The following is an 18,292-nucleotide window of genomic DNA, read 5'->3' on the forward strand; positions in this document are numbered from 1 at the left end:
GCTCGCGGACGCCTCAGGGCAGCCGGGTGCTGAGGTTGGCTATCCCGTCCGGAGGGCCGTCGAGGGGAGGGGAGCCGAGCGTCCATTTGCGGACCGGCGTGCCCGGCGGCAGGCCGACGTAGTTGTGGCGGTGCCGGGACCCGTTGAGGTGCGCCCGGTTGCCGGTGAAGGCGCTGAGCCCTGCGGGGTCCTCGTTCTGGATGCCGAAGAGCGCGTTCCTCGACAGCGTGTTTCCCTCGACCAGCGCGCGCGCGCAGGCCCTCAGCCAGATCCCTTTTCCGTCGTTGTTCGCGGACTGGCAGCCGATGATCCTCGCGTCGCTCTGCCGCTCGAGCAGGAACCCCGCGCCCTTCTGCGGGTCGCCGCGCGACGGACCGGCGTCGACCGGGGGGGCCGGCGGCTGCACGAACAGCGGCGCGCGGTGGACGGTGTTGCCGTCGGCGATGCAGTCGACGAACGCGTTGCCCTCGCCGCCCACGAGCCCGCCCTGCGGATCCGCGAGCGGCGTCGAGGCGATGAACCCGGCCGCGAGCCCGTCGTCCTCGGCGGCCCCGCTCGCGTTCCTGTTCCCCACGGCCACGCAGCGCCTCAGCACCACGTGGCGGGTCGAGTGGAGCGCGAAGCCGCCGGCGGGCGCGTTCACGCTCGCGCCGTGGTTGCCGATCGCGCGGCAGCCCTCGAGTAGCCCGCGGTACACCGCCCTGCCGATGCGAAAGCCGAGCGCGGAGAAATCCTTGACCGCATCGGCGGACGCGGCCGGGTTCGCGTTGTAGTTCCCGTCCGCCTCGCACTCGACCATCTCCAGGTTGCTCGTGGTCGAGATGTTGAACCCGCACGCGCGGTTCCCGGTGAGCGTGAAGTTCCGGTTCGCCCTGCAGCGCAGGAACTTGTAGTTCTCTCCCCACGCGAAGAAGCCGGCCGGCTCTCCGCCCGACGTGTTGTCGTGCGCCTCGCAGTCCTCCACGAGCACATTGCGGCAGATGACGAAGTCGACGCCGACGACGTTGAACTGCACGCCGCTCGGCTGGGCGCTGGTGTTCGCCGTGCGGTTGAACACGCACTCCTTGACCTGCACGTCGTCGCAGAACAGGACGAGCGCGCCCAGCGTCACGACGAAATCGAGCCGGCTCGTGTTCTCCGAGCACACGCAGTTGATCATCCGGATGCCTTCCGCGAAGGCGACGCCGCCGGCCGCGTCCCGGGCGCCCATCACGAAGATCCCGCCGTTGCGGCACAGGAACCCGGTATCGATCACGCCGTCGCCGCCGCACCGGCGGACGGACAGATCGAGCAGATCCAGCTGGCTGCACGCCCTGGCCGCGATCCCGACCCCCTGGATCCCGAGCACGCTGCCGTTCCTGATGACGAGCCGCGCCCTCCCCTCGGCGAACACGCCGACGTTCCCGGAGACGACCTCGCCCAGGCAAGGCCTCGCGCCCGGGTCGGGGGCGACGACGGGCGCCGGTGGGTCGATCTGCTGCAGCGTCCTGCCGCCCAGGTCGAGGGTGACATCGTCGCTCGCGATCGTGATGGCCCGCGCGTTCGCGTCCCGCGCCACCCAGTCGACGTCCTCCACGAGGGCGTACACGCCGGGCGCCGTGATGACGAAGGGGACGCGGCGCTCGGGGTCCGGTCCGCCGTTGATGTCCTGCGCCGTGATCGGCGTCGCGGGGAGGCGCGCGCTGGCGCCGGGGAGATCGCTCATGGTCCTCGGTCGGGAGTCTACGCCGTTCACCCTGCTCCGCGCGGCGCCGGCGAGCGCGCGCCTCACTGGATCGGCACCGCGCGCAGCGACTCGGCGAGCTTCGCGTAGAGCGAGCTCCGCGGGTCGTCGCGCCGGTAGACGAGCCGGAAATGATCGCGCGCGAGGGGCGCGGACGGCAGGAGCCGCTTCAGCTTGCCGCCGCGGAGCTCGGCGGCGACCATGTGGCGCGGGAGCACGGCGACGCCCTCGCCGGCGAGGACCAGCGCCTTGATGGCGGCGCCGAGCCCCACCCAGCGGTGCCGCGCGAACGCGAAGCGGCCGGCGCCGCCCGCCTGATCGGCGAGGTACCGGAACAGCGGCATGGTCGGGTCGATGTCGAGCAGGCAGTGCCGCGCCGCGTGCTCCGGGCGGGCGAACGCCTCGCGCCGGAGCAGCCTGGGGGAGGCGACGAACGCGTAGCGCTCCTCGTGCAGCGTCTCCGCCGCGAGGCTCGTGGCGCTCCAGCGGGCGCTGGTGACGACGCAATCGACGCTGCGGTCGTGGAGGCGCCTCAGCAGGTCGTCGGAGGCGCCGAAATAGAGGTGGAGCGTCAGCTCGGGGCGCCGCCGCGTCAGCGCGCCGAGCTGGGGGACGATCCACGACATCCCGAGCTCGAACCGCGTTCCGAGCGTCAGCTCGACCGGCGCGGGAGCGGGGCGCATCGCGCTGCGGAGGCAGTCCTCGGCGAGCGCCAGGCACTGGCGGGCGCGCGGCAGCAAGGCGAGCCCGCGCGGCGTCAGTTGCACCCGGCGCGTGGTGCGCTCGAACAGCGGAGCGCCGACCTGCTCCTCGATCTGCCGGATGCGCTGGCCGAACGCGGCGGGGCTGAGCGCGACGGCGCGCGCTGCGGTCCGGAAGTTCAGCGTTCGCGCCGCGGCCTCGAAGCAGGCGAGGTTCTCCAAGGAAGGGAGCAGCATGGCGGCATTGTATCGTCCAGCGCAACAATCCTGACCATGAGAACCGGGATCGCGCCGGCCACGGCGCGCGGCGCGCCGCGCGGCCGGCGCGCGTGCTCCGGAGGGCTCGGGTGGTCCGGACGCCGGGGCGCTACCGGGGATCCTCGACGGGCGCGGTCTCGAGCGGGACGGTGCCGCCGTTCGCGACCCACTTGAAGCCGTCGACGAGCGCGGTCGAGTCGAGCCTGTCGTCCCCGGTGTCGAAGATCATGAACCGGAGCTTGAGCTCCTCGCCGCCGGTCACCGGGGCCTGCGTGCGAAGCCAGCCGGTCGCGCCGGCGTCGTTCCAGAGCCCGAAGCCGGTGCCCTCGAGCTCGTCAGTCCCGAGCGGGCAGCCCTCGCAGACCTCGAAGAAGCTGATGTTGACGCTGACGGGGTTGCCCACGCTGTCGAACGACAGATTGCCGTTGAGCGACCCTGGCGGGGCCGGCGTCGCCAGGGCGACGAACTGGTCGTTGAAGGCGTCGCAGACGAACTCCGGGTATTCGAAGGTGTAGAACTTGAACGCGAACTCGTAGCCGGTCGCGTTCGTCGGCGTGCGGATGACGAGCTCGAGGGCGATGTCGTCGTTGATGTTCGCCGACGGAGAGCACGCGGGGTTGTCTTGCGGGAAGCCGGGCGGCGCCGTGCCCGATCCGTAGTTCTTGCAGCTGTCCGCGTTGCACGCGCCCGGCCACTGGGCGATCCGGGCGCGGCCCGAGGACAGGACGAGCAGGCGGGTCCCGCCCTGCGGGCGCACGTTGGGGCCGAAGGAGTCGAGCACGCCCACAGCGGGCGAGGGCGCCGCGGGCGAGCCGTCGCCGCGCACGTACTGCGCGCTCAGCACGCCCCACTTCCTGTCGCCGGGCGACGCCTTGGCGCAGAGGTCGATCGCGTGGGCCCCGTGGATGGCGTCGAAGTCGGCGGGAGCGATGTTCCTGTCGCAGGCCGTCGGCGCGTTGTCGATCACGCCGTCGCAGTCCTCGTCGACTGGCTCGGGCACCGCGCCGCTCTGGTCAGGCTCCGTGATCACGACCTCGACGGCGCCTGGGTTGACGTTCGGGTCGCCGTCGTTGCAGTCGCCGTCCTCGACGGTGAACCCGTCGCCGTCCTCGTCGGGTGAGGCCCCGTCCTCCGTCGGCGCGCCGCCGTCGCCGAAATCAGCCCAGGAGCCCGTCGCACCGGTGGCTCCGTCGGCGCCCGCCTCCGCCGTCGTGGCGCTGGTCGCGCCCCCGCCGCCCTCGCCAGGCGCCTGCTGGAGGTGCGCCGTCGCGGAGCACGCGCCCGAGGACCAGAGCGCCGCCCCGATGCTCGCGCAGAGACCCAAGTAGACGAAGCGCCCGCCTCTCATGGTGCATCCACCTCGATGGTCGATCCGGACGCCGGAGCGACCTGCTCCCGGCGACCCACGGCAACATGCGAGCACATCACGGTCCGGGCTCGCTGTCTGCTGTGCGCTGCCGTGGCGGCGTGCGGTCGTCGGGCGGCGCCCCTCGTTCTCCTTGTTCCTGTTCCCCTCGCTTCAGGAGCCGCGCGGCCCACAGCGAGAGCGCGAGCAGCCCGACGGCCAGCGCGCCCCCGATCGCCGTGCGGTGCCGCTCGGTGAACGGGAGGTCGCGCGCGACAGGGGCGGCGCCGAGCGCAGGGTTCGCGGTTGCGGCGCCGAGCCTCGCGGCGGGGGGACGCTCGCGCACGGTGTGGTCGAGCAGGTCGACCAGGTCGTAGCTTGGGCGCTTGCCGAGCGCGTCGCCCACGTAGAGCCGGTGCGGGCCCGGCCGCGCGGCGCGGAACACGACCTCGCGCGCCCGCACCTCGCCTTGCGCGCCCGAGAGGGAGAGCGGCGCCGAGTCACCGTCGTGGATCGTGAGCCGGAGGAAGCGCTTCCGGGTGGGGTTCAACGGGACGCGCGTCGACGCGAGCGAGGGCCCTGACTCGCCGTGCGGGCGGATGCGATGGATCATGCCGCTCCCCACGGCCGGCCAGACGGCGCGGTACGTGGTCGAGGCGACGTCGACGCGGCGGCTGAACTCCGGCGTGGAGACGTCGAGGAGGACGGCCTCCAGCGGCGCGCCGTCGGCGCCGGCGTCGAGCGTGACGAGGGTCGTCTTCGCCTCGCTGTCCCGCTGCGTCTCGACGATCGCGAGCGGCAGCAGCGCGGGGGCCTCGGCGGGGGCCTGCGTCTCGCACGAGACGGCGCCGCCCGTGATCCGGACGTCCGCGGCCGCGTCGCGCGCCGGGGCGCCCTCGGGGACAAGGCGGATCCGGACCAGGGCGGCGCGCGAGAGGGGATAGCGGACCGACAGGTGCTCGACCGTCTCCGATCCCTGGGGGATGCGGTAGACGTAGGCGCCGCGCGCGACCTCGCTGAGCGACCTCGGATCCGTGCCGGTCTCGACCCGCGCCTCGCGGAGGAAGCTGCCGCCGATGACGCTGAGCTCGACGTGGCAGTGGCGCGTGCCGGGCGCGTCGAGCGCCCACGTCGCTTGCGCGACGCCGGCGGCGTCGACCCCCGGATCGAGCATCGTGGCCGCGATCCGCCCGGACGAGTGCGCGGCGCCTGGCTCGCGGAGCACGTAGGGCACCTCGGCGCCGTCGGGGCCGGCGATGCGGACGTCGGCGAGCAGCTCTTCTGCGCGGCTCTCGCGGTAGAGATCGAGATCGACGTCGACGCGGTGATCGCCGGCGGCGTCCACGCCCTCGATGGGCCGGACGAGCGCGTGCTTCTCGATCGGGAGCGCCGCGCCGGTCTGCGCCTCGGAGGGCCGCGCGAGGCTCATCGCCGCGAGCAGCGCGAGCGGCCCGGCCGCGCCCCGCGATCCGGCGCGCAGGAGCGTCACGAGGCGCCGGCCGAACCGCGCGTAGAGGAACCCTCCGCCGACGAGCAGCGCCCCGACGCCCGTGAAGAGGGCGATCTGGTAGATGCGCTCGACGTGCCAGACGTCCCAGGCCACGAGCTTCGCGATGGTGACGGCGAACAGGGAGAGCCCGGCGTAGCGATGGAAGGTGTCGCGCGCCGCGAACCCCGCGGTGAGCAGCGCGATCGCCGCGAGGGCGAGCACGAGCGTTGTCGCCATCGCGAGGCTGCCTTCCTGGCCCTCCAGGGCGGCGCGGTGCTGCATGGTGAGCTCGGCGAACTCGGACGCGTCGAGCGGGGCAGGGGGGGCGGCGGGGAGCGCGGTGATCGCGCTCCGCACCTCGAGGACGACGGTCGTGATGAGCAGGGCATACCCGGCGCCCAGCGCCGCGGCCGCGGCGCCGCGCAGCTCGGCGCGCGCGGCGTCCAGGGGGCGGGCGAACGCCGCGCGCGACAGCAGCCGCCCCGCGGCGAGCAGGGCGGCGCTCACGCCCGTGAACGCATAGGTCCTCGCGTTGAGCAGGACGGGAACCGCCATCGTCCCGTCGCGGCCGCGCGTCGCGAACCAGGTGGTCACGAGCGCCTCGGCCTGGGCCCGATCGACGACGAGCGCCCGCGTGAGGGCGGCGGCGAAGAGCAGCAGGGTGATGGCGAGCCAGACCCGCTCGCCGGTGCGCGCCGCGATCGCGGCCGCCACGGCCGCGAGGATGCTCCAGATCACGGTCACCGTCGCGCCGCCGAGCCCGAACGCGGCGGACGCGGCGAACAGGGCGAGCGCCTGTCCGAGGAGCAGGGCGATGCGATCGGCGGGGGGCGCGGCTTCGGCGCGGGTCACGCCTGCGCGGAGGAGCGCGGCGCCGAGCGCCAGGTCCAGGGCGCCGGCGCCCGCGGTGAGCAGCGCGCGGAGCGTCGGCGTGTCCTCCGGCGTGGCGCCGAGCGCGGCCGCGACGAACCCGAGCGTCGCCACGCACGCGGCGAGCGCGTCGGACCAGGAGAGCGCCGGCGCGCCGGGCTCGCGCGGGCGCCGCGCCGAGGCGCCCGCGGCGCCGAGGAACACCAGCATGACGAGCGCCGAGGCGCCGAGGAAGCTTGCGTTGACCGCGCCGACCGCGCCGGCCGCGCCGGCGGCGTCGATGGACGCCGAGGCGCCCGCGTCCGCCGGCGCGATCGCGAAATGCGCCGCCGCGGCGAGCGCGCCTGCCGAGAGGATCGCCGCGGCGAGGAGCAGGGCGGGGAGCGCGGCGCGCGCGGCCGTCCACGCCGCGAGGGCGGCCGCGAGCGCGAGCGCGAGCGCGAAGAGCGCCGCGTCGGCCTCGATCAGCAGCATGCCCGCCGTGCAGGCGAAGAGCGCCGCGCCGGCGGAGCACGCGATGGCGGTCTTCCGATCGAGCTGGCCCGCGAGCCCGGCGCCGCCGCGGAGCCACCCCGCGAGGTAGACGAGCGTCCAGGCCGCGACCAGCGCGACGAGCGTCGTGCGATGCGCGGCTGGCGCGTCCGCGAACGTCGCGGCGAAGGAAAGGAAGCCGGCGCCCATCGGCGCCAGCAGCCAGGCGCCCTCGTCGGGCGCGCGCAGGGCGACCAGCGCCGCGAGCGCGAGCGTGATCGCGGCGGCCGTGAGCGCGCGCGGCGCGTCGAAGAGCAGCGCGGTCGCGCCCGCGTGCGCGAGCACGAGCGCGGCGATGCTGGTCGCGGTCGCGTCCGCGCGCGCCGCGACGCGGAGGACGCCGGTCGCCTCCGCCCCGGTCGGCGGGACGCTTCGGTCGGGGCTCGTGGCGGGCGCGCGGCGCAGCCACAGCGCGCGCAGGACGCCCTGCGCCGTGGCGAGCGCGACGAACGCGAGGGGCGCAGCGCGCGCGGCGAGCGCGAAGTAAGGCCCCGGGAGCGCCTGCGCAGGCGAGTCGAGCCAGGGCGCCGCGTCCGCGTCTCCGCCGGCCGGGGCGGCGCTGGCGTCGAAGTGCCTGGCGTACCAGCCCCAGAACAGCGCCGTGTGGCCTGCGATCGCGAGCCACGGCGCGACGCGGAAGCCGAGCCTCGCTGCGACGGCGTGGACGACGCTCGTCATGAGCAGGAGGTAGCCGAACAGGACGAGCGGCCGGTCCTGCCCCGTCGACAGCACGACGGGGTTGAGGAATCCGGCGACGAGGCTGAGGATCAGGATGGCCTCGCCGCGGTGGCGGAGCGCGAGGCCGGCGCCGAGCAGGAGGAGCACCGTGTCCGCCGCGAATGCGGCGGGGATCGGGACGAGCTCGTACAGCGTGGCGCTCGCCCACACCGACGCGATCAGGACCGAGAGGCCGAGGCCGATGAGCGTGTGGACGAACCGACGCTGCGCGCGCCCGTGGAGCACCTCGGCGATCGCGAGGAGCGCGGCGCCGGTGGCGGCGCCGATCGCGACGCGCCCGAACGGCCCGATCCAGGCGTTGTCCGAGGCGTACTTGAAGAAGAAGAGCGCGCCGAGCAAGAACGTGGTCGCGCCTGCGCGGGTGAGCCAGGTGAGGCCGAGCCGCTCCTCGATGGAGGGTCGCTCCTGGGCTTCGCGATGCGCGGGCGAGCCAGCGCCGAACGCGCTCGCCTCGAGCGTCGCCGCGGGGCGAGGCGCGCGAGGCGGCGGAGGAGCGGCGGGGCCCGGGAACGCGACGTCCGGGGGCGCCGCGGTCGAAGCGGCGGCGAACGCCGTGGACGCGAGCGCCGGGGGCGCGGTAGCGGTCGGATCCGCGATCCCAGGAAAGGCGCCGGCCGTCGTCGCGTCGAGCGCGGGCGGCGCGCTGGCGGTCGTCGCGTCGAGCGCGGGCGGCGCGCCGGTGGTCGCCGCGTCGAGCGCGGGCGGCACGCCGGTGGTCGCCGCATCGAGCGCGGGCGGTGCATCTGCGCCCTCGGCATCGAGCGCGGGCCGGGGCGCCGCTGGGGGCGGGATCGCGCCCTGGGCGATCCTCTCTTGCTCCAGGTCGTGTGTGCTTCGCGGGCTCTCCGCCGCTGCGATGAGCGCTGCGCGGCCACGATGCCCGGAGAGCTCGGCCACCCGGTGCTCCAGCGCGTGGATCCGCAGCAGCAGGTCCTCGTTGCGCCGGTTGGCCCGGACGGCGAACACGAAGGCGACGAGCGGGGCAACCAGGAGATAGCCGACGAGCGCGAGCCCGAAGAAGACGACGATTCCTGCCCCCATGCATGCTTCGTAGCATGCGGTGCGCGTCGCAGGCGCCGCCCGTCGGCGCGATGATGCCTGTGCTGTTCACGCTGCTCGCGCTGACGACCCCATCGGAAGGCGAGGACCTTTCGGCGCGCGCTGGGATTCGGGTAAGGTGCCTCCGCATGAGGAACACACGCCTGCCTGATCGCCGTGCGCCGGGCGCCTGCTATCTTCCCCGTGTTCCCGGACGGCGGCGTTGCTCGGGGGGGGAGCGCGGCCATTCGGGAACAGTTCTTCTGTCCTCTCGACCTTCGGCGCCGGAGACCTCGCGATGGTGAAGCACCCGACCGTCTCTGCATGGCAGCGGGATCACGAGGAAGGCGGTTATACGGCCGAGTTGCACGGCTGGACCTTGCGGGTCCGCTGGATACCCGAGCGCCCGGGTGAGCTCCGCGGCTTCGTGTGGGAGGCCGTCGATCCCTCGGGGAACAAGGTCACCTCGCCCGAGATCCACGAGGAGATCGAGGTGGCGATGGCGTACGCCGAGGAGCGCGCGGCCCCCGATCCGAAGAAGCACGAGGGGAAGACCGTCGATTGAGTGAGCCGCGCGCCGCGCGGCGGCGCCGGGCTCAGCCCGCCTTGTCCGCGGGCGCCGCCTTGCGGCTCCGCCTGGCCCCGTAGTTCCGGATCACGATCTCCCCCACGCGGCCTCTGGCGTCGCTCTTCGCGTTGATGCTCCGGAGCGCCGCGACGCGGTCGATCTTGAACCGCTTGTAGAGCGGCGGGATCTCCGGAACATCGGAGTTCGAGAGCATCACCTGGACGCCTCGCCCGTCGAGCTCCGCGAAGAGCGCAGCGAGGCGCTCCTGGTCGCGGAAGCCGAAGCCGCCCGCGCTGTAGGACGTGAAGTTCGCGGTCGACGAGACGGGCGAGTACGGCGGGTCGAGGTAGACGAAATCGCCTTCCTGGGCGTGGTCGAGCACGCGCTCGAAGTCACGGACCTCGAGCTCGACGCCCCGCAGCGCCGCCGAGCAGGCCCGCAGCTGGGGCGGGTTGCAGATGGCCGGCTTCACGTAGCGGCCGAAAGGCACGTTGAAGCGGCCGGCGCTGTTGACCCGGTAGAGCCCGTTGAACCCCGTCTTGTTCAGGAAGATGGTCCGCGCGGCGCGCTCGGGCAGCGTGAGCGAGGCGGGATCGACGTCGCGAACCTTGTAGTAGTGCGCCTGCTCGTAGGCGTGGCTGCCCAGCGCGGCGATCACCTCCTCGACCCTGTCGCGCACGGCCCGGTAGCAGTCGATGAGCTCGGCGTTGACGTCCGTCAGCGTCGCGCGCTCCGGCTGCAGGCAGAAGAAGAGCGCGGCTCCCCCCACGAAGGGCTCGAAGTAGCGCCCGTACGACGCGGGGAGGAGCGGCTGGAACTGTCGGAGCAGCTGGCCCTTGCCGCCCGCCCATTTGAGGAACGGACGTGGCATCACGGGCGCGTCGTCGTCGGGTTCGGTGACAAGGGCGGTGGTCATCGCGCAATACTGGACGCCAACCTACCAGGGCGCGCGATCGTCCTCAACCACCGAAGGCCACGACGAGCGAGCGCGAGCCCCCTGGTCCGGCGCCCCTCGCCGGTCCGCCCCCGACGCGCGGGTGCCCGGGGCCATGCGTCTCTCCAGGCTAGGTCGTTCTATGTCCACGCCGCGGCCCCGTCGGGCGGCGAGGTGCCTTGTGGGCGATGGTGGATGTTGGCATGATTCATTAGCGATTTCAATTGCTTGTAAGCGTGCGTGAGCATGCGTGTCCCGGCTGGAGCGCTGCCCGGATCATGGCATGTCGCCGCTTGCGCGATCGCCGAGCAGGGATAAGTTGAAGTCTCGACACGCGGGCTGCACAGCCGCTGGTGGAGCGGAGTTCTCCCGCATGCGCGCACCGCCGCGTCAGGCCATCTCGCCGGTGGACCTGCGCGGCGCGGCAGGGGCTCGCCCGGGCGCTGGGCGCGGGCGTCCCGCGCCGGGTGGCGGCTCCTCGAGGGCCGCCATTCGTGGAAGCCGCCGTTGCTTCTCGACAGGAGGGATGCCGCCATGATGCTTGCCTTCGACCTCGATCGCGACGATGCCCCGCAACAGCGCGGCCCCGCTCCGGCGGACGGACCGGGGTGTTTCGGTGAAGCTGCGGACTACCGTGCTCAGCGGATCCTGTACGCGGCCCGCGACTGGATCGGCGAGCAGGACGGCATCACCACCGACGGGCGCTCGCTGATCCTGCTGCACGCCCAGCGGACGCCGCCGGAGCGGCGCGAGGCGCTCGTGCGCTGCTTCGAGCGCGTGCTCCTGCACGCCCCCCGGCCGGAGCTCGCCGCGCTCTCGGCGTCGCTGCGCCAGGCGGGGCTCTCCGTGGACGAGGACTTCTCGGTGATGGGCGCCCCGGCCGGCGAGGTGCGCGCCGCCGTGCAGGGGCTCGGCCGGTTTCGCGCCTTCCCGCCGGGCCTGCGCCTGTCCAGGGTGTCGCCGGACGACGACGAGGCCTCGATCCGCGCGATCCAGGAGCTCCAGGCCGAGGGCGGCCACGCGCCGCTCCCGGGGTGGTACCTGCGCGGCGGCGAGGGCCGCTCCTTGACGCTCACGCTGCGCGACGGCGCGGGCGCGCTGATCGGCTGCACCACCCTGTGCGTCGTGACGCGGCCGCAGCCTGCCGAGGTCGGCGGCCGCGAGGCGCTCGCCCAGCTCGGGCTGCTGGGCGCCCCGCCGCTCTGGATCTCCGACGTGGACGAGGCGCCGTCGTGGACGGCCATGCCGATCTGCACCTGTCTGCGCGAGGACCACCGCGGACGGGGGCTCGGGGCCCCCCTCCAGGCGGCGGTGCTCCGGGAAGGGCACGATCGCTTCGGGATCCGGTGGTTCTATGCGCTCGTCAGGGCCGGCGACGAGATCGCCAAGCGCATGAACGCGCGTTGCGGGCTCGCCCCGCACCGCGCTGAAGGGTTCCTCGTCGCGTCGGCGTTGCCTCCCGAGAAGCCCCGGCGGCCGGCGGACGCGCGCCGCGGCTCAGGCTGACGGGACGGACGCGAGGAGAAAGCGCCGGCGTCCTAGCCGAGGAGCCACGGGGCCGGCGCGTCGCCAGCAAGGCGCCGGCGGATGGTGTCGAGCGCGCGCTCGAAGTAGCCGTCGCGCGCGACCACGAACTCATCGAGCCGCACGTCGCGCGGCTCGACCTTCACCGCGCCCGCGGCGTCCGGCGGCCGCCGCACGAGGCCGCTCGCGCGGGGCACCTCGCCTCGGACGAGGCGCAGCGCCGCGTCGAGCGGGAGCGACAGCAGCGCGGTCACCTCGTGCGGATCGGGACGCAGCTCCGCGAGCGCGCGGCGGGTCGTCGCGAGCAGCACGTCCTGCAGCTCGCGGTCGACGATCCCGGGCGCGTGATCGTCCTGGCTGCGGCGCGTGCCGAGCCGGACCACATCGCGCGGCGAGAGCGGCAGGCCGATCTCCTCCTCCGCCTCGCGCAGCGCCCCCGCGAGATCCTCTCCGGCGCGGTAGTGCCCCGACACGGCGACCTCGAGCGCGCTGGGCCAGGTGTCCTTGTCCGGGCTGCGCTGCTGGAAGAGCACCCAGGGATCCGCGGCGCTCTGGCGGCTGTCCAGCTCCAGGCCATCGGGCCCGCGCTCGAGGAGCACCCACACGTGAACGCTCCGGTGCCAGTCGCCGTCGCGGTGAACGAGCCCGCGCGCCTTGCGCACGCCGAGCGGCCGGCCGCCGTCATCGAGGATGTCGAAGAGCTCCTCTACGTCCTGCGCGGCCATGCGCCGGAGGGTAGCGCAACGTGAACGGCGCAAGACGTCTTTGCTGCTCTGCGTGCTCGCGCGCTCGTCAGATGGCGCTGTGCTTCGCGTCGCGCTCGACGCATGACATCGAGCGGAAGCAGCAGGAAACGAGGCGAAAGTGTGTGAAAGTGGCGATCCCAGCGGGAATCGAACCCGCGTTACCGGCGTGAGAGGCCGATGTCCTAACCGCTAGACGATGGGACCTTGTTCTGTGGAGAAGACCGACAGCAGAGCTGAGCGGCCTGGCTGGGGGACAAGGATTCGAACCTTGATAGCAAGAGCCAGAATCTTGCGTCCTGCCGTTAGACGATCCCCCAAGGGGTCAGCGCCGTGTTCATCAGCGCCACGGGCCGCGGAATCTACTTGGGCTGCCTGGATTGTCAAGCGATCAAAATCGGGCCCGACGAAGAAAAATGCTCGGCACCAAAATCCCCGACGTTTCGTGCGCTTTACGGGCTCAGCAAGGCCTCCCGCTGCTCGACCCCCTCGCTCTCCTCGCTCAACCCGCTCCGCCCTCGTTGCATTCCGTCCGTTGTCGTCGCACGCCGCGCTGTCGCCATGATCCGTCCAGGTTGTCTACAGCGTGCCCTGCGTGCTGTCGGAGAGGGGGCTCGTCCCCGGTCAGAGAGGGGGCTCGTCCCTGGAGGAGGCTTCACGACGCCGCGACCGCTCCCTCGGCATCGCTTCTCCAGACATCTCGGCTTCGCCCCTCCGGACTCTCGGCTCCGGAAAAGTCGCGGCTCCCTGCTGCGTGCCCTTGACGCGCCGGGTGACTGATTTACTTTCGGCCGCGGTTTAGCCACCGGCCTAGGAGAGTGCCAAGACACTGCGATCTCGGGCACTTAGCTCTTGTCGTGCGGGCGGAATGCCCCAGCGGGGGGGCGAACGGGACCTCCGGCGAGCCGATGGTCAGTCAACAAGCCGAGGACGAGGGAGCCAGCATGAAAATCAGGCCGCTGCAGGATCGGATTGTCGTCAAGCGCGTCGAGAGCGAGACGAAGACCAAGGGGGGCATCATCATCCCCGACGCCGCGAAGGAGAAGCCGATCGAGGGGCGCGTCGTCGCGGTGGGCAACGGCAAGGTCCTGAAGGACGGCAAGGTTCGCCCGCTCGATGTGAAGGTCGGGGACAAGGTGCTGTTCGGCAAGTACAGCGGCACCGAGGTGAAGCTCGACGGCGAGGAGCACGTGCTCATCCGCGAGGACGACGTGCTCGCCGTGACCGAGTCCGCCGCGACGTGAACAAGGCCTGAGGCAACCGAACGCAAGCGTTTGCACACGCGGCCGCGCGGCCGCGAGGGGATTGAGACATGGCTGCGAAGCAGATCGTTTTTAGCCGCGGCGCCCGCGCCGCGATCCTCAAGGGCGTGAACACGCTCGCCGATGCGGTCAAGGTGACCCTCGGGCCGAAGGGGCGGAACGTCGTCATCGAGAAGAGCTGGGGCTCCCCGGTCGTGACGAAGGACGGCGTCACGGTCGCCAAGGAGGTCGAGCTCGCCGGCAAGCTCGAGAACATGGGCGCCCAGATGGTGCGCGAGGTCGCCTCGAAGACCAGCGACAAGGCGGGCGACGGCACGACGACGGCGACGGTGCTGGCGCAGGCGATCTTCGGCGAGGGCCTCAAGCTCGTCGAGGCCGGCCACAACCCGATGGACCTGAAGCGCGGCATCGACGCGGCGGTCGCGAAGGTCATCGAGGCCGTGCAGAAGGCCGCCAAGCCGACCAAGGACAAGGACCAGATCGCCCAGGTCGCCACGGTCAGCGCCAACGGCGACAAGGAGATCGGCCAGATCCTCGCCGACGCCATGGAGAAGGTCGGCAAGGAGGGCGTGATCACGGTCGAGGAGAACAAGCGCATGACGACGGAGCTCGAGACCGTCGACGGCATGCAGTTCGACCGCGGCTACCTCTCGCCCTACTTCGTGACCGACCCCGAGAAGATGACCGCGGTGCTCACGAACCCGCTCATCCTCGTGCACGAGAAGAAGATCTCGGCCATGGCCGACCTCCTGCCGCTGCTCGAGCAGGTGGTGAAGCAGGGGCGCGAGCTGCTCATCCTCTCCGAGGACATCGAGGGTGAGGCGCTCGCCACGCTCGTCGTGAACAAGCTGCGCGGCACGATCAAGGTCGCCGCCGTGAAGGCGCCCGGCTTCGGCGATCGCCGCAAGGACATGCTGAAGGACATCGCCATCCTCACGGGCGCGACGCCGTTCATGGAGGACCTCGGCCAGAAGCTCGAGAGCGCCACGGTGCGCGATCTCGGGACGGCCAAGCGCGTCGAGATCGACAAGGACAACACGGTCATCGTCGACGGCCAGGGCGACAAGGGCGCCATCAAGGGCCGCATCGAGGCGATCCGCAAGCAGATCGCGGACACGGCGAGCGACTACGATCGCGAGAAGCTCCAGGAGCGGCTCGCGAAGCTCGCCGGCGGCGTCGCGGTGGTGAAGGTCGGCGCGGCGACCGAGACCGAGATGAAGGAGAAGAAGGCGCGCGTCGAGGACGCGCTGCACGCGACCCGCGCGGCCGTCGAAGAAGGCATCGTGGTCGGCGGCGGCGTGGCCCTCTTCCGGGCGGCCGCCTCGCTGGAGTCGCTCAAGTTCAACGACGAGCGCGACGTCGGCGTGCGGCTCGTGCGCCGCGCCGTCGAGGCGCCGCTCCGCCAGATCGCCCAGAACGCGGGGGTCGACGGGACGGTGGTCGCGGAGAAGGTCCGGTCGGGCGCGCCGACGTTCGGCTACAACGCCGCGACCGACGCGTACGAGGACCTGCTCGCCGGCGGCGTCATCGATCCGGCCAAGGTCGTGCGGCACGCGCTCTCCAACGCGGCCAGCGTCGCCGCGCTGATGCTCACGACCGAGGCCCTCATCGCCGAGAAGCCCAAGAAGGAGAAGGCCGCTGGCGGCGGCGCTCCCGGCGGCATGGGGGGTATGGGCGGCATGGGGGGTATGGGCGGCATGGGCGGCATGGGCGACTTCGACATGGGTTGATCGCCTGTCCGCGCCGCTCTCGGGCTGCCGCCGCCTCCGCGCGGCGCCGGCCCGCTGAGCGCGCTGCTCCCGACGAAGCGGGCCGAGGGGTCCTCCAAAGCATGGTGGCTTGGGGGGCCCCTCGAGTTTTGTGAGGGCCAGCGCTCTTGCCCGGGTTTTTGACCCGCGGTCACGTGGGGCGCTAGACTCCCGGGCAATGTCGGAGTCGTCGTTCGCCCGCTATGGCCACGAGTACGTGCCGGGCGACGTGCTCTTTCGTGAGGGGGACTCCGGCGACGTCATGTTCGTCATCCAGTCGGGCGCCGTGCGGATCACGAAGTCGGTCGCCGGCGAGGACAAGGTGCTCGCCGTGCTCGGGCCCGGCGAGTTCGTCGGCGAGATGGCGATCTTGAACGGCAAGCCCCGGAACGCGACGGCCACCGTGAGCGAGCCGTCCCGCTGCCTCGTGATCGACGCGCGGAAGCTGGAGGTCATGCTGCAGCGCGACGTCGAGATAGCGCTCCGTCTCCTCAAGAAGCTGGCGAAGCGGCTCGACGCGGCGAACTCGCTCGTCGAGATCCTCATGCACCGTGACCCGAAGGCGCGCGTGATGCTCGCGCTCGCGCGTCACGCCGAGGCCTTCGGGGAGGAGACGCCTGAAGGCATACGCGTCCGCTCCTCTCCCGAGGACATCGCGCGCGAGGTCGACGTCGAGCAAGAGACGGTGGACGAGGTGATGAAGCGGCTCCGCCGGCTGAGGCTCCTCTCGTACGGGCCGCCTGCACCCGCGGCGATCATGGTGACCGACATGCGCAGGTTCCGGGATTTCATCGAGTTCCTGGACATGCCGCAGAAGTTCGGCGGAGAGAGCTGAACCAGTGGAGCTGCGTGTCATCGGCTGCCACGGCGGTGAGACCCCCAGGCATCGCACGTGCGCGTTCGTCGTGGACGACGTCCTCGCGATCGACGCCGGCTCGCTGACGAGCGGGCTCGAGGTGAAGGACCAGGCGCGGATCGAGGCGTGCCTCGTGAGCCATGCGCACCTCGATCACATCCGCGACCTGGCCACGATCGCGGACAACCGTTGCCAGCTCGGGTGCCCGCCGCTCGTGATCGCGGGCACGCGCGAGACGCTGCGCACGCTCAAGAAGCACTTCTTCAACAACGTGCTCTGGCCCGATTTCGCGGTGATCCCGAGCGCCGGGCAGCCGACCATCCAGTACCTCGAGCTCAAGCCGGAGCGCCCCACGCCGGTCGCCGGGCGACTCGTGCGGGCGGTCCACGTGACGCATACGATCGACGCGTCGGCGTTCGTGATCGAAGGGGACGGCGGCGCGATCGCGTACAGCGGCGACACCGGGCCCACGGAGCGGCTGTGGGAGGTGCTGAACCAGCAGCAGGACCTCCGCGCGCTGCTGATGGAGGTCAGCTTCCCCAACCGGGAGCAGCGCCTCGCCACCGTGAGCGGCCACCACACGCCGCAGACGCTCGCCGTCGAGCTCCAGAAGTTCCGCGCGCCGAGGGATCTGCCGACGATGCTCTACCACATCAAGCCGGTCTTCCAGGCCGAGGTGGAGCGCGAGTGCGCCGCGCTGAAGGGGCTGAACCTGGAGGTCCTTCAGCTCATGGATCACTTCGTCCTGTAGCCGACGCGTCGCCGACGCATCGGCGCGGGGCGTCGTGCGCGCGGGTGATGGCAGCGCTGCGCTCGGCGGGAGCGCGGCGCCGAGCTGCCCGGCCCGAGGGGGATAGCTCGATGCCCCGAGCGAGAGCGCACCGCGCAGGAGGTGAGGCCTGCGCGGCGGCGGCGGGAGCCCGCGCGCAACCGCCGAGCGGCGGCGCGGGCTAGCGGCTTTCCTGCGTGGGCTCGTCGTTGAAGGGGCGCTTGCCGTCGGGCACCTCTTCGACGCGGGCGAGGACGACCGTGATGTTGTCGGTGCCGCCGAAGTAGTTCGCCCGATCGATGAGCGCCTTGCACGCAGCGTCCAGCGAGCCGCTGGACATCACGAGCTCGAGGATCTGATCGTCGCTCACCAGCCCGGACAGGCCGTCCGAGCAGAGGAGGTACACGTCACCGTGCCGCGTCTCGTCCGTCACGAGATCGACGAGGACGTCCTCGCGGATGCCGAGCGCGCGCGTGATGACGTTGGCCGGAAGCTGCCGGACCTCCTCCTCGGTCATCCACGGGGCCATGTGCGCCGCGTCGCTGACGAGCGAGTGGTCGCGGGTCAGCTGCGTGATCTGGCTGTCGCGCAGGCGATAGCAGCGGCTGTCCCCGACGTGACCCACCGTCACGTGCTCGGCGTCCTTGGAGAACATCGCCGCCACGATCGTCGTGCCCATGCCGAAGTCGGCGAGCGTCTTCAGCGAGCGATCGAAGATGCGCCGGTTCGCCAGCCTGAGGCCGGTGACGACGTAGTTCTCCTCCTCGGTCAGGTTCGGATCGGCAGGGAAGGGCCAGGTGGCGTCCCTCCCCACCGTCACGGACAGGAAGTCCGAGAGCGTGCTCACGGCAAGCTGGCTCGCGACATCGCCCGAGCGGTGTCCGCCCATTCCATCCGCCACGGCCACGACACGGTACTCCTCGCTGACGAGGAGGTTGTCCTCATTGTGGTCCCGGAGGAGCCCGGTATCCGTCATCCCGGCAAACCGGGTCCGCAACATGGGCAGAGAGTAGACGCGGAGCAGGGGGGCAGCGCAAGTTCAAGGCGAGGGCAAAGCTGAAATCCTGGGCCGGATCTCCCACCGCGACCGCTCCATGGCCGCCGGAAGCGGCCGGCGGCAGGGGTGGAGGACCGTTCCGGAGGCGCTCGCTCGCCGGACGCACTTTGCTCTTGAAAGATGAGAGAGGACGTGGGG

General features: G+C 72.1%; 13 protein-coding genes and 2 tRNA genes. 6 read left to right on the plus strand and 9 right to left on the minus strand.

Translation table 11 applies throughout. From position 1 onward, the window contains the following. Positions 1-13 precede the first annotated feature (13 nt). From WMF14_RS15945 to WMF14_RS15960, 4 genes are all read right to left on the minus strand, one after another. Positions 14-1,705, minus strand: a complete 1,692-nt coding sequence (locus tag WMF14_RS15945; protein WP_437801891.1) for a right-handed parallel beta-helix repeat-containing protein — start codon at positions 1,703-1,705, stop codon at positions 14-16. A gap of 62 nt (positions 1,706-1,767) precedes the next feature. Continuing rightward, positions 1,768-2,661, minus strand: coding sequence for a LysR family transcriptional regulator (locus tag WMF14_RS15950; protein ID WP_272097984.1), 894 nt, complete (start codon positions 2,659-2,661; stop codon positions 1,768-1,770). Between the two features lie 130 nt (positions 2,662-2,791). Beyond that, complete coding sequence (locus WMF14_RS15955) at positions 2,792-4,030, minus strand: choice-of-anchor L domain-containing protein (protein WP_437801893.1); 1,239 nt, start codon at positions 4,028-4,030, stop codon at positions 2,792-2,794. A gap of 76 nt (positions 4,031-4,106) precedes the next feature. Next, positions 4,107-8,696 carry a DUF2339 domain-containing protein gene (locus WMF14_RS15960; protein WP_437801894.1) on the minus strand — a complete coding sequence of 1,530 codons (4,590 nt, stop codon included), beginning with the start codon at positions 8,694-8,696 and terminating at the stop codon, positions 4,107-4,109. A 295-nt stretch (positions 8,697-8,991) separates the two neighbouring features. On the opposite strand from WMF14_RS15960, the gene WMF14_RS15965 reads away from it, so the two are divergent. Continuing rightward, the gene (locus WMF14_RS15965) at positions 8,992-9,258 is read left to right on the plus strand and encodes a hypothetical protein (RefSeq protein ID WP_437329549.1); all 267 of its coding nucleotides are present in this window, start codon (positions 8,992-8,994) and stop codon (positions 9,256-9,258) included. 31 nt (positions 9,259-9,289) lie between these two features. Here WMF14_RS15965 and WMF14_RS15970 read toward each other — a convergent pair whose 3' ends face one another. After that, positions 9,290-10,177, minus strand: a complete 888-nt coding sequence (locus WMF14_RS15970; protein ID WP_437801897.1) for a DNA adenine methylase — start codon at positions 10,175-10,177, stop codon at positions 9,290-9,292. Positions 10,178-10,729: 552 nt separating this feature from the next. Between WMF14_RS15970 and WMF14_RS15975 the strand changes: the two genes are divergently transcribed. Further along, positions 10,730-11,701, plus strand: a complete 972-nt coding sequence (locus tag WMF14_RS15975; protein WP_437801899.1) for a hypothetical protein — start codon at positions 10,730-10,732, stop codon at positions 11,699-11,701. 32 nt (positions 11,702-11,733) lie between these two features. On the opposite strand, the gene WMF14_RS15980 is transcribed toward WMF14_RS15975, so the two are convergent. The 3 genes from WMF14_RS15980 to WMF14_RS15990 all read right to left on the minus strand — a co-directional run bounded on the left by WMF14_RS15980 (position 11,734) and on the right by WMF14_RS15990 (position 12,782). After that, positions 11,734-12,444, minus strand: a complete 711-nt coding sequence (locus tag WMF14_RS15980) for an NUDIX hydrolase (protein ID WP_437801901.1) — start codon at positions 12,442-12,444, stop codon at positions 11,734-11,736. Between the two features lie 150 nt (positions 12,445-12,594). After that, positions 12,595-12,669, minus strand: a tRNA-Glu gene (locus WMF14_RS15985). A 39-nt stretch (positions 12,670-12,708) separates the two neighbouring features. Beyond that, positions 12,709-12,782, minus strand: a tRNA-Gln gene (locus tag WMF14_RS15990). Positions 12,783-13,406: 624 nt separating this feature from the next. Between WMF14_RS15990 and groES the strand changes: the two genes are divergently transcribed. The 4 genes from groES (at position 13,407) to WMF14_RS16010 (ending at position 17,079) form a co-directional block, all read left to right on the plus strand. Next, positions 13,407-13,706, plus strand: coding sequence for a co-chaperone GroES (gene groES / locus WMF14_RS15995; protein WP_272097991.1), 300 nt, complete (start codon positions 13,407-13,409; stop codon positions 13,704-13,706). Between the two features lie 68 nt (positions 13,707-13,774). After that, the gene (groL, locus tag WMF14_RS16000; protein ID WP_437801903.1) at positions 13,775-15,454 is read left to right on the plus strand and encodes a chaperonin GroEL; all 1,680 of its coding nucleotides are present in this window, start codon (positions 13,775-13,777) and stop codon (positions 15,452-15,454) included. Positions 15,455-15,650: 196 nt separating this feature from the next. After that, positions 15,651-16,307, plus strand: a complete 657-nt coding sequence (locus WMF14_RS16005) for a Crp/Fnr family transcriptional regulator (RefSeq protein ID WP_437801905.1) — start codon at positions 15,651-15,653, stop codon at positions 16,305-16,307. 4 nt (positions 16,308-16,311) lie between these two features. Further along, positions 16,312-17,079: an MBL fold metallo-hydrolase gene (locus WMF14_RS16010; RefSeq protein ID WP_272097994.1), complete on the plus strand. Its 768-nt coding sequence runs from the start codon at positions 16,312-16,314 to the stop codon at positions 17,077-17,079. A 199-nt stretch (positions 17,080-17,278) separates the two neighbouring features. Here the strand turns inward: WMF14_RS16010 and WMF14_RS16015 are convergent, their stop codons facing one another. Then, complete coding sequence (locus tag WMF14_RS16015) at positions 17,279-18,097, minus strand: PP2C family protein-serine/threonine phosphatase (protein WP_012235416.1); 819 nt, start codon at positions 18,095-18,097, stop codon at positions 17,279-17,281. Positions 18,098-18,292 lie beyond the last annotated feature (195 nt).

The sequence above is a fragment of the Sorangium sp. So ce693 genome (assembly GCF_051521375.1).
Classification (GTDB): domain Bacteria; phylum Myxococcota_A; class Polyangia; order Polyangiales; family Polyangiaceae; genus Sorangium; species Sorangium atrum.